The organism is Plantibacter sp. (genome assembly GCF_059073635.1).
In genome coordinates, this window is sequence record NZ_JCACOF010000004.1 from 37,324 (window position 1) to 48,711 (window position 11,388).

9 protein-coding genes are annotated in these 11,388 nt (G+C 71.5%); 8 read left to right on the plus strand and 1 reads right to left on the minus strand.

From position 1 onward, the window contains the following. The first annotated feature begins 2 nt into the window (after nucleotides 1-2). The 7 genes from kdpB (at nucleotide 3) to AC5JOC_RS03705 (ending at nucleotide 8,235) form a co-directional block, all read left to right on the plus strand. On the plus strand, nucleotides 3-2,168 hold the full coding sequence (gene kdpB / locus AC5JOC_RS03675) for a potassium-transporting ATPase subunit KdpB (protein ID WP_494245399.1): 2,166 nt from the start codon (nucleotides 3-5) through the stop codon (nucleotides 2,166-2,168). Nucleotides 2,169-2,260: 92 nt separating this feature from the next. Further along, nucleotides 2,261-2,869 carry a potassium-transporting ATPase subunit KdpC gene (gene kdpC / locus AC5JOC_RS03680; RefSeq protein ID WP_494245401.1) on the plus strand — a complete coding sequence of 203 codons (609 nt, stop codon included), beginning with the start codon at nucleotides 2,261-2,263 and terminating at the stop codon, nucleotides 2,867-2,869. A 76-nt stretch (nucleotides 2,870-2,945) separates the two neighbouring features. Continuing rightward, nucleotides 2,946-5,441 carry a sensor histidine kinase gene (locus tag AC5JOC_RS03685; protein ID WP_494245402.1) on the plus strand — a complete coding sequence of 832 codons (2,496 nt, stop codon included), beginning with the start codon at nucleotides 2,946-2,948 and terminating at the stop codon, nucleotides 5,439-5,441. Then, a complete protein-coding gene (locus AC5JOC_RS03690) occupies nucleotides 5,438-6,124 on the plus strand; it encodes a response regulator (protein ID WP_079704770.1) in 687 nt (228 codons plus the stop codon). Before AC5JOC_RS03685 ends, AC5JOC_RS03690 begins: the two co-directional genes overlap by 4 nt. A 154-nt stretch (nucleotides 6,125-6,278) precedes the next feature. Further along, on the plus strand, nucleotides 6,279-6,731 hold the full coding sequence (locus AC5JOC_RS03695) for an SRPBCC family protein (RefSeq protein ID WP_124768446.1): 453 nt from the start codon (nucleotides 6,279-6,281) through the stop codon (nucleotides 6,729-6,731). Then, nucleotides 6,721-6,861: a hypothetical protein gene (locus tag AC5JOC_RS03700; protein WP_159877259.1), complete on the plus strand. Its 141-nt coding sequence runs from the start codon at nucleotides 6,721-6,723 to the stop codon at nucleotides 6,859-6,861. The genes AC5JOC_RS03695 and AC5JOC_RS03700 overlap by 11 nt, the downstream gene beginning before the upstream one ends. Before the next feature lie 138 nt (nucleotides 6,862-6,999). Further along, nucleotides 7,000-8,235, plus strand: a complete 1,236-nt coding sequence (locus tag AC5JOC_RS03705; protein WP_494245405.1) for an MFS transporter — start codon at nucleotides 7,000-7,002, stop codon at nucleotides 8,233-8,235. Between the two features lie 109 nt (nucleotides 8,236-8,344). On the opposite strand, the gene AC5JOC_RS03710 is transcribed toward AC5JOC_RS03705, so the two are convergent. Next, nucleotides 8,345-9,799, minus strand: a complete 1,455-nt coding sequence (locus AC5JOC_RS03710) for a threonine/serine exporter family protein (protein ID WP_079704767.1) — start codon at nucleotides 9,797-9,799, stop codon at nucleotides 8,345-8,347. A 168-nt stretch (nucleotides 9,800-9,967) separates the two neighbouring features. Between AC5JOC_RS03710 and AC5JOC_RS03715 the strand changes: the two genes are divergently transcribed. After that, nucleotides 9,968-11,388, plus strand: a 1,421-nt coding sequence (locus AC5JOC_RS03715; protein ID WP_494245407.1) for an HNH endonuclease signature motif containing protein, incomplete at its 3' end; no start/stop codon positions are given.

Sequence of the window (11,388 nt, forward strand, 5' to 3'; positions counted from 1 at the left end):
CCATGTCCACCACGCACACGCTTCCCGCCCCGGCGGAACCCGAGCAGGAGCAGGACCACCACCACGAGCCCGCGAAGGCCGCGTTCGGTCCGGCGCAGCTGCTCGCCGCGACCCCGGGCGCCTTCCGCAAACTCGACCCGCGGCTGATGGTCAAGAACCCGGTCATGTTCATCGTCGAGGTCGGCGCGGCACTGACCACCGTCCTCGCGATCGCCGAACCGTTCCTCGGTGGTGCGCAGGAGTCCGGCGGCTCGGCCGTGCCGGCGTCGTTCACCTGGGGCATCGCGATCTGGCTGTGGCTCACGGTCGTCTTCGCGAACCTCGCGGAGTCCGTCGCCGAGGGACGCGGCAAGGCGCAGGCCGACAGCCTCCGCAAGACGCGCACCTCGACCATGGCGAACCAGGTCACGGCCTACGACGCCTCGGCGGACCCGTCCGCGGAGCACGCCGCCATCGGCCAGGTCTCCTCGGCGGACCTCACCCTCGGCGACGTCGTCGTGGTGACCGCCGGCGAGCTCGTCCCGGGCGACGGCGACATCGTCTGGGGCATCGCCTCGGTCGACGAGTCGGCGATCACGGGCGAGTCGGCCCCGGTCGTCCGCGAGTCCGGCGGCGACCGCAGTGCCGTCACCGGCGGCACCCGCGTGCTGTCCGACCGCATCGTCGTCCGCATCACCTCGAAGCCCGGCGAGACCTTCGTCGACCGCATGATCGGCCTCGTCGAGGGTGCGGCGCGGCAGAAGACGCCGAACGAGATCGCGCTCAACATCCTGCTCGCGAGCCTGTCGATCGTGTTCGTGGTCGTCGCGCTCACGCTCAACCCGATCGCCTCCTATGCGGCGGCTCCCGTCAGCGTCCCGGTCCTCATCGCCCTGCTCGTCTGCCTCATCCCGACGACCATCGGCGCCCTGCTCTCGGCGATCGGTATCGCCGGCATGGACCGACTCGTGCAGCGGAACGTGCTCGCGATGTCCGGCCGCGCGGTCGAGGCCGCCGGCGACGTCACGACCCTGCTGCTCGACAAGACCGGCACCATCACCTACGGCAACCGGCAGGCGGTCGAGTTCATCGCCCTCCGCGGTGTCACGCCGGAGGAACTCGCGCAGGCCGCAGCCCGGTCCTCGCTCAGCGACCCGACGCCCGAGGGCAAGTCGATCGTCGACCTCGCGGCCGAGCGGGGCATCCACCTGGACGGGTCCGTGGCAGGCGAGATCGTCCCGTTCACGGCGCAGACCCGCATGAGCGGCCTCGACCAGCCGGACGGTGCACAGATCCGCAAGGGCGCAGGCTCGGCCGTGCTGGCCTGGGTGGAGTCGTTCGGCCCCCTCGCCGAGGCGACCCGCGCCGAGCTCCAGGAGCACGTCGAGGCGGTGTCCGCCGGCGGCGGCACCCCGCTCGTCGTCGCGCAGACCGACACCAGCGGCACCGCGCGGGTGCTCGGCGTCGTCCGCCTCAAGGACGTCGTGAAGGCCGGCATCGCGGAGCGGTTCGCCGAGCTGCGCGCCATGGGCATCCGCACGGTCATGATCACGGGTGACAACCCGCTCACCGCGAAGGCGATCGCCGCCGAGGCCGGAGTCGACGACTTCCTGGCCGAGGCGACGCCCGAGCAGAAGCTCGAGCTCATCCGCAAGGAGCAGGAGGGCGGCAACCTCGTCGCGATGACCGGTGACGGCACGAACGACGCTCCGGCGCTCGCACAGGCCGACGTCGGTGTCGCGATGAACACGGGCACCTCCGCTGCGAAGGAGGCCGGCAACATGGTCGACCTCGACTCCGACCCGACGAAGCTCATCGACATCGTCCGGATCGGCAAGCAGCTGCTCATCACGCGTGGCGCGCTCACGACGTTCTCGATCGCGAACGACGTCGCCAAGTACTTCGCGATCATCCCGGCCATGTTCGCCGGGGTGTTCCCGGGGCTCGCACTGCTCAACATCATGCAGCTGCACTCCCCCGCGTCGGCGATCCTCTCGGCGATCATCTTCAACGCCATCATCATCGTGATCCTGATCCCGCTGGCCCTCCGCGGTGTGAAGTACCGACCGCTCAGCGCCTCGAAGGTCCTCAGCCGCAACCTGTTGGTCTACGGGCTCGGTGGCGTGATCGCGCCGTTCATCGGCATCAAGCTGATCGACCTCGTCGTCACCCTCATCCCCGGCTTCTGAGCCGACGACCCAGATCAAGCTGATCGACCTCGTCGTCACCCTCATCCCCGGCTTCTGAGCCCCACCCAGCACACGAAAGCAGACAGAACATCATGAGTGCATCCCGCAGCGGCATCGCCCAGTACTGGGTCGCCATCAGGGCCATGCTCGCCCTCACCGTCGTCCTCGGCGTCGGCTACCCCCTCATCGTCACCGGCATCGGGCAGGCGACGATGTCCTGGCAGGCGAACGGATCCGCCGTCACCGAGGGTGGCAAGACGGTCGGCTCGGCGCTCATCGGGCAGTCGTTCACCGACGCCGACGGCAAGCCGCTGCCGCAGTGGTTCCAGTCGCGTCCGTCGGCGGCCGGCGACGGCTACGACGGTGGCGCGTCGAGCGGCAGCAACCTCGGGCCGGAGAACACCGACCTCGTCGCCTCGATCGAGGAGCGCCGCGCGGCCATCGCCGCCTTCGAGGACGTCGATCCGTCGAGCATCCCCGCCGACGCGCTGACGGCCTCCGCGTCCGGCCTCGACCCGCACATCAGCCCGGCCTACGCACTGCTGCAGGTGCCCCGTGTCGCCGCCGAGCGCGGCCTCGACGAGGGCGAGGTCCGTGCCCTCGTCGAGCGCCTGACGCAGGGCCCCGACCTCGGCTACCTTGGGGAGTCCACGGTCAACGTCCTGCAGCTCAACCTCGCCGTGGCAGGACTGGACGGATAACCATGCAGCGCGGACGACACAGCGCGGCCCCCGGGGTCGGCAGGCGGAGCGCCATGCTCCAGGAGAACTGAACACCATGCAGCGCGGACGACTCCGGGTGCTCCTCGGCGCGGCCCCCGGGGTCGGCAAGACCTACGCCATGCTCGAGGAGGGGCACCGCCTCGCCGGGGAGGGCGTCGACGTGGTCGTCGCGGTCGTCGAGACCCACGGTCGGGCCGCGACCGCCGCCCTGACGGAGGGGCTCGAGACGCTGCCGCGTCGGGGCGTCGAGCACCGGGGCGTGACGCTCGACGAGATGGACCTCGAGGCCGTCCTCGCACGCCGCCCCGGACTCGCGCTCGTCGACGAACTGGCCCACACGAACGCCCCCGGCTCCACGAACGAGAAGCGCTGGCAGGACGTCGAGGCCCTGCTCGCCGCCGGCGTCTCCGTGCTCTCGACGGTGAACATCCAGCACATCGAGTCGCTGAACGACGTCGTCCGGCAGATCACCGGGGCGCCGCAGCGGGAGACGATCCCCGACGCCGTGCTGCGGGCGGCCGACCAGATCGAACTCATCGACCTCGCTCCACAGGCCCTCCGCGACCGGCTCGCCGGCGGCCGGGTCTACCCGGCCGAGCGGATCGACGCCGCACTGTCCAACTACTTCCGCCTCGGCAACCTCACGGCACTGCGCGAGTTGGCGCTGCTGTGGCTGGCGGACGAGGTCGACTCCGCCCTGCGCGACTACCGCGCCGAGCACGGCATCGACAGCACCTGGGAGGCGCGTGAGCGGGTCGTCGTGGCCCTCACCGGCGGCCCGGAGGGCGAGACCCTGCTCCGACGCGGCGCCCGGATCGCCGCCCGTTCCTCCGGTGGCGAGCTCATCGCGGTGCACGTGACGACGCAGGACGGCCTCCGCACCGCGAACCCCGGCGCGCTCGCGCAGCAGCGGGCGCTCGTCGACACCCTCGGCGGCACCTTCCACCAGGTGGTCGGCGACGACGTGCCGCGTGCGCTCGTGGACTTCGCGAAGGCGGCGAACGCGACGCAGCTCGTCATCGGTGTCAGCCGGCGCAGTCGCCTGTCCGCCGCGGTCACGGGGCCCGGCATCGGCAACACGGTCATCCGCGAGTCGGGCAACATCGACGTCCACATCGTCAACCACGAGGCGGCGGGCGGACGGTTCCGGCTGCCGAAGCTCGGCGGCGCCCTGAGCGCACGGCGCCACATCGCGGGCTTCGCGCTCGCGCTCATCGGCGGGCCGCTCGTCACCTGGCTCCTCCACCTCGCCCGCACCGAGGAGTCGATCACGAGCGAGGTGCTGTCGTACCAGCTGCTCGTCGTGCTCGTCGCGCTCGTGGGCGGGTTCTGGCCGGCGGTCTTCGCTGCCGTCCTGTCGGGCGTCACGCTCGACTTCGTCTTCGTCCAACCGCTCTACACCGTGACCATCGACGATCCGGCGCACCTCGTGGCGCTCGTGCTCTACGTCGTCATCGCGGTGATCGTGAGCGGGGTGGTCGACCTCTCGGCGCGACGGGCTCGCACGGCGAGGCGCGCGGCCGCGGAGTCCGAGCTGCTCGCGACGGTCGCGGGCAGCGTGCTCCGCGGCGAGGGTGCCCTGCAGGCGCTCGTCAGCCGGACCCGCGAGTCCTTCTCGCTCGCCGGGGTGCGCCTCGTCGCGGGTGAGCAGGTCCTCGCGGTCGACGGCGAACCGACCCGCGGCGGCGACTTCACGAGCATCCCGATCGGCACCCGCGCGGTACTCGAACTGCACGGCGGGGTGCTCGCCGCGTCCGACCGCCGCCTGCTCGCCGTCATCGCAGCGCAGCTCGACGCCTCGCTCGAGCACACCGATCTGCGCGCCACCGCCCGGGAGGTCGGCCCGCTGGCCGCCACCGACCGGGTGCGGAGCGCGCTGCTCTCGGCGGTCAGTCACGACCTCCGGCGCCCCCTCGCCGCCGCGACCGCCGCCGTCACCGGCCTGCGCGCGACCGACGTCGAACTCACCACGGCTGACCGCCAGGACCTCCTCGAGACCGCGGACGACAGCCTGCGCACGCTCGCGGCCCTCGTCACGAACCTGCTCGACGTCAGTCGCCTCCAGGCCGGTGTCCTCGCCGTGACCGTCGCGCCGATCGACGTCGAGGACGCGATCCTGCCGGCCTTCGACGAGCTCGGCATCGGGCCGCACGACGCCGAGCTCGACCTCGCGCCCGATCTTCCACCCGTCCTCGCGGACGCCGGCCTCCTGCAGCGCGTCATCGTGAACCTCCTGACGAACGCGCAGCGCTTCAGCCCAGACGACACCCCCGTCCGGATCGCGACGAGCGGGTTCCGCGACGCCGTCGAGATCCGCATCGTCGACCACGGCCCGGGCATCGCACCCGACCGGCGGGAGGACGTGTTCGTCCCCTTCCAGCGGCTCGGCGACACCGACAACCTCACGGGTCTCGGCCTGGGACTCGCGCTGTCGAAGGGCTTCGTCGAGGGGATGGGTGGCACACTCGAACCGGAGGACACGCCGGGTGGGGGCCTCACCATGGTGGTGTCACTGCCGGCGGCACGTGATCAGGAGGGGACCGCTCGATGAAGATCCTGATCGCCGACGACGACCCGCAGATCCTCCGGGCCCTGCGCATCACCCTCACCGCCCGGGGCTACGAGATCATCACGGCCGAGGACGGCACCGCTGCGCTCAACGCCGCGACGACGCACCGCCCCGACCTGTACCTGCTCGACCTCGGCATGCCGGGGCTCGACGGGCGGCAGGTGATCGAGGGCCTCCGCGGCTGGACCGACGCGCCCATCCTCGTGGTGTCCGGTCGTGCCGGATCGACGGACAAGGTCGAGGCGCTCGACGCCGGAGCCGACGACTACGTGACGAAGCCGTTCGCGATCGACGAACTGCTCGCCAGGATCCGCGCCCTCACCCGGCGGGTCCCCGGCGCCGAGGCCGAACCCACCGTGCGGTTCGGCGACATCGTGGTCGATCTCGCCGCGAAGCAGGTCACCAAGCAGACCCCTGGTGCGTCCCCGGCCACCGTCCGCCTGACGCCGACGGAGTGGCAGGTGCTCGAGCTGCTCATCCGGAACGCCGGCAAGCTCGTGACCCGACAGATGCTGCTCACGGAGATCTGGGGTCCGACGCACGTGACCGACACCGGCTACCTGCGCCTCTACATCGCGCAGCTGCGGAAGAAGCTCGAGCCGGAGCCCGCCACCCCTCGCCACCTGCTCACCGAGGCCGGCATGGGGTACCGCTTCCAGCTCTGAGCGAGCGCTCGCGTCGAGTCGGGCAGGGTAACAGGTTGCAGCGCCCGAGGCCATGCCCCCGGAATCGCAGCTTGCACGCGTACCGTCGCAGTCGCGTCCGGGCTTTCCGGACGAGACCCATGCAGGTACCGCAGAACCAGAGAGGATGGCGCCCATGACCCAGGTCATCGAAACCATCGACGTCGACGTTCCCGTCTCCGTCGCCTACAACCAGTGGACCCGCTTCGAGGACTTCCCCAAGTTCCTCGACGAGGTCGACTCGATCACGCAGGTCACCGACACCCTCACGGAGTGGACGGTCACCGTCGCCGGACAGACCCGCACCTTCGAGGCGGAGATCACCGAGCAGCACCCCGACGAGCGCGTCGCCTGGAACAGCACCGGCGGCGAGGCGGACCACGCCGGCGTCGTCACCTTCCACCGCCTGGAGGACGCCAAGACGCGTGTCACCGTGCAGCTGGACTGGGAGCCCAAGGGCCTCCTCGAGCACCTCGGCGCAGCCGTCGGTGTGGCCGGCCATGCGGTCAAGAAGGACCTCGGCAACTTCAAGCAGCTCGTCGAATCCGAGGGCCAGACCGGACAGGGATGGCGTGGCGATGTCGAGTGACGGCCCCCGCCCCGGTCCCCCGCACACGCACGACGACGACGTGAAGCACGACGTGCCGAAGCCCGAGGAGGTCGACCCCGAGACGGGGACCGACGCCGAGGGCGACCCCGTCGAGAACCCGTCGGGCTGATCCTCCGGCGTCGGCCCGTCCGAGGCGAGCACCGCCCCGAGACGGGGACCGACGCCGACGGCGACCCCGTCGAGAACCCGTCGGGCTGATCACCTGATTCCTGTCGGTCGGTACTCCCACCGCCTCTAGGCTCGGAGCATGAGTGCTCGCGCCGGTCAGGCGAACCCCCGCCCCGCGCTGTCCGCCCCTCTTCGGCGGCGGCGCGGGGCGATCTTCGTCTTCATGCTCACCGTCGGCGTGGGCCTGTCGTCCTTCATCGTCCGGACGCCGGCCGTCCGCGACCTCGTGCACGCGAGCACCGCCGAGATGGGACTCATCCTCTTCGGCATCTCCGTCGGATCGATGACGGGCATCCTGTCGTCCGCAGCGCTCGTCCGTCGGTTCGGTGCGCGTCGCCCGATCATCATCGGCGGAGCGGCGTTCGTCATCGGACTCGCCCTCCTCGCCCTCATGGCGGGTGCCGGGCAGGGCGTCGGTGTCTTCCTCGGTCTGATCGGCATCGGTCTGGGCTTCGGCCTCGCCGAGATCGCGATCAACATCGAGGGCGCGATGATCGAGCAGCTGTCCGGGCGGTCCATCCTGCCCGTGCTCCACGGCTGCTACAGCCTGGGTTCCGTCATCGGCTCGGTCGCCGGCATCGCGCTCACGGCGATCGCCTTCCCGGTGACGATCCATCTGCTGATCGTCGCGACCGTCGCGCTGGCGGCGCTGCTGTGGGCGATCCCGAAGATCCCCGCCGAGACGGGACGACAGTCGGACACGGGTGCCGGCTCCCCCGGGATCCGTGCGCAGCTCGCGGTCTGGCGGCAGCAGCGCGTGATCTTCCTCGGGCTCATCGTGCTCGCCCTCGCGCTCGCCGAGGGCGCCGCCGGCGACTGGTTGCCGCTCATCATGGTCGACGGGCACGGCACCACGGCCGCCGTCGGATCGATCGTCTTCGCCGGGTTCGCACTCGCCATGACGATCGGTCGCTTCGCCGGTGAACCGCTCCTCGCCCGCTTCGGCAAGGCCAACGTGCTGCGGGTGAGCGCCCTCGTGTCGGCGGTCGGGATCGGGCTCGTCGTCTTCTCCGACAGTGTCCTCGTCGCAGGGCTCGCGGTGCTGCTGTGGGGGCTCGGTGCGGCGCTCGGCTTCCCGGTGACCCTCTCGGCGGCGGGTGAGAGCGACGATCCGACGACGACCGTCGGCGCCGTGGCCTCGGCCGGCTACGTCGCGTTCCTCGTCGGGCCGCCGCTGCTCGGATTCCTCGGGGAGCACTTCGGTCTGCGCGGCGCGATGATCGTCGTGCTCGCGGTGGTCGTCCTGGCGTCGTTCCTGACGTCCGCGGCGAAGCCGCAGGAGCGGCAGCGGACGGCCTCGCCTACCGGTCCCTGAGTCGCAACCGCTGGTCCCTGAGCCGCAGTCGCCGGTCCCTGAGCAACACCATCCCGGTCCCTGAGCCTGTCGAAGGGCGCACTTCGACAAGCTCAGTGACCGGGGCTGCTCAGCGCGGGTGGCGCTTGGAGCGCCGGATGTACCCGGGCAGCAGCACGCGGCCGGAGACGCCCGTGCGGCGGGCGAGGATCTCGCCGAGCGTGACGCCGGCGGCGAGCGCGAGGCCGGTGAGGCCCGCCTGCAGCAGCTGTTCGACCCCCTCGGAACCCTGCTCGCCGTTCACGAGCGCGAGCATGCCGCGGTAGATCGCGAGCCCGGGCAGCAGCGGCACGATCCCACAGATGGTGAGGATGATCGCCGGGATGCGCAGCCGCGGGCCGAGCGCCTCCGCGGCGAAGCCGATGATGAGCGCGGCGAGCGCACTGGCTGCGGCGGGCGCGACGCCACTGCCGGAGACGAACACGAAGACGGAGAACGCGATCGCGCCGGTGACCCCGGCGAAGAACGCTGCACGGAGGGCCGCCTGCGAGGCCATCGCCCAGGCGGCGGAGGCCACGGCCGCGCCGACGATCTGCACGGCGACGGGCCACGGGCTCACCGGGAGGTCGAAGAGGACGAGGGAGATGCCGAGGCGCCGGGCGAGGTCGAGGACGCCACCGATGCCGACCACGATCCCGATGGTGAGGAGCATCACCTCGACGAGCCGTCCGCTCGCGGTGACGGGGAACCCGTTGATCGCGTCGTCGGCCGCCCCGACGAGCGAAGCGCCGGCGAGGAGGACGACGATGCCCGACGCGACGATGAGGGCGGGTGGCAGGGCCGAGAGGTCGTCCGGGACGTAGGGGCTGAGGATCGAGATGAGGACGGCGACGGTCGTGGCGATGGCCGCCCCGGTGAGTTGGAGGAAGAAGACCGGCAGCTTCCAGACGTTCAGTGCGCGGAAGGCGCTGTCGATGAGCGCGGTGGTGGCGGCGGCGAGCAGCATCGAGACGACGCCGCCCCCGAGGAGGACGGCGACGGCCGCCGCCATCGTCGACAGCAGCACGGTGACGAAGCCGCGGCGGTAGGTCCGGCGTGCGGTGAGGATGCGGTCGAGGTCGCGGTGGGCGGCGCCGAGGCGGGCGTGCAGTTCGTCGCGGAGGTCGGCCTCGTCGTCGCGGGCGACGTCGGTGACCGTCATGATCGGTTCGGATCGGTTGGTGATGCCCTCGGCGACCACGACGACCTTGGCGAGGCGGTCGAAGTCGGCGGAGGGCGAGCGGACCACGCGGAGCACGGTGACGCCCGGCGACAGCTCGGAGCCGTCGTGCGCGATGAGGATGGAGGTGAAGGTGAGGTCGACCTGGCATTCGAGGTCGAACGCGCGGCACACCCGGCGGATGGCGTCGGTGACCTCGGCCGCTGCGGCTCCGAGTGCCAGCATCGACTCGCCGATCCGGCCGGCCAGCTCGAGCACCTCGCGCACGGGCCGTTCCGCATTGAGGCGGACGACCGCCTGCTCGTCGACGCCCTCCGGCGCCGCTCCTCGGATTCCCCCGGCCAGCTGACTCAGCAGCGAACGCATACCCACCCGCTCATCGTACGAGCCACCGGTGACGGCTGGCTCGCCCTGGTGTTCGGCGGTCGTCTGTGCGAGGCGGTGGGCGGGTCAGAGCGAGGTGATGGGCGGGTCCGATCGGCCCGAATCCTGGTGATCATCTCGAATGTCAGTGGTCCATGTTGGACTGGAGTCATGACCGAGACCGCCACGTTCGAGGGCCCCGAGGTGCACGAGCGCTCGGGGTATCCGGAGCACCCGGAACACCCGAGCGATGTGTTCGCTGCTCGGATGGCGTCGTTCACCGACCGCTTCGTCGATCTCGCCCGCCGCCGCGCGGCGCTCGACGCCGAGGAGGCGCAGCTGCTGGCCGAGGCCTTCTCCTACGCCGATGCGACCGCGTCAGCGCTCGTCTCCGCGAGCACCACCTCGACCGACGCCCGCGACCTCGCGCGGCGGTCGATGTGCGCGTCGCTCGCGATCGCCACGAGGATGTCCGAGCCGACGCTCCAGGCGCGGGTCGGCGACGCCGAGGCGCTCGTCCACCACGCACCCGCCGTGCTCGAGGCGCTCGCGCAGGGTTCCATCAGCGGCGGTCACGCCCGCGCGATCACCGACCAGCTGCGCGACGTCCCGGCGGAGGGCCGCACGGTGTTCCTCGAGCAGGTGCTGCCCGTGGCCCTCCGATCGACGACCGCACGCCTGCGTCAGCGCGCGAGGGTCGTTCGGGAGCGGCTGCACCCCGAATCGATCACCGCTCGACGCACGCGCTCGATCACCGACCGCCGTGTCGAGCTCGAAGCTGCGGCCGACGGCATGGCCTGGCTGCACTTGTTCACCACCGCCCCGCTGGCGCACGCGATCAGGAACCGCCTCGACGCCGTCGCGGTCCCGGCGCGGATCGCGGGCGACACCCGCACGCTCGCGCAGCTGCGCGCCGACGCCCTCGCGTCGCTCGCCGTGGCCGGCACGGTGAGCGACGACGTCGGTCCCATCCCGGTCGACCCGGAGACGACCGGGACGTTCACCTGGCTGCCCGGTTCCGCGCCGCTCGACGACGCAGCCAGGATCGCGGAGGAGGCGGTCGCCGCCGGGGCCGACCCCTTGCTCGCCGAGCCCGTCGGCATCGAGGCCCGCATCCGGGCCACCGTCCAGATGACCGTCCCGGCCCTGTCCACCCTCGGCGTCACCGACGAACCCGGCGTGCTCGACGGCTACGGCCCGATCGACCCCGACACCGCCGCCCGACTCGCCGTCACGGCCCCTTCCATGACCCGTATCCTCACCCAACCGGAAACGGGAGCCGTCGTGTCCGTCGGGCGCGAGCAGTACCGGGTACCGGCAGACCTGGCGCGCGCCGTCCGCCTGCGAGACACCACGTGTCGGGCTCCGGGCTGCGGACGAGCCGCCCGGAGCTGCGACCTCGACCACTCGGTCGCCTGGCAGGACGGCGGCACGACAGCTGTCGACAACCTGGCCTGTCTCTGCCGACATCATCACCGGCTGAAACACCTGCCGGGTTGGAACCTCGAGCACCACCCCGGCGGCATCCTCACCTGGACCACACCCGACGGCCGACGACACGAGACCAGACCCGAGCTCGCCGAGACCGGGTG

Excerpts from the sequence above, each read along its gene's own strand:
- kdpB (WP_494245399.1), top strand. The coding sequence starts at position 3 with ATGTCCACCACGCACACGCTTCCCGCCCCGGCGGAACCCGAGCAGGAG.
- kdpC (WP_494245401.1), top strand. The coding sequence starts at position 2,261 with ATGAGTGCATCCCGCAGCGGCATCGCCCAGTACTGGGTCGCCATCAGG.
- AC5JOC_RS03685 (WP_494245402.1), top strand. The coding sequence starts at position 2,946 with ATGCAGCGCGGACGACTCCGGGTGCTCCTCGGCGCGGCCCCCGGGGTC.
- AC5JOC_RS03690 (WP_079704770.1), top strand. The coding sequence starts at position 5,438 with ATGAAGATCCTGATCGCCGACGACGACCCGCAGATCCTCCGGGCCCTG.
- AC5JOC_RS03695 (WP_124768446.1), top strand. The coding sequence starts at position 6,279 with ATGACCCAGGTCATCGAAACCATCGACGTCGACGTTCCCGTCTCCGTC.
- AC5JOC_RS03700 (WP_159877259.1), top strand. The coding sequence starts at position 6,721 with ATGTCGAGTGACGGCCCCCGCCCCGGTCCCCCGCACACGCACGACGAC.
- AC5JOC_RS03705 (WP_494245405.1), top strand. The coding sequence starts at position 7,000 with ATGAGTGCTCGCGCCGGTCAGGCGAACCCCCGCCCCGCGCTGTCCGCC.
- AC5JOC_RS03710 (WP_079704767.1), bottom strand. The coding sequence starts at position 9,799 with ATGCGTTCGCTGCTGAGTCAGCTGGCCGGGGGAATCCGAGGAGCGGCG.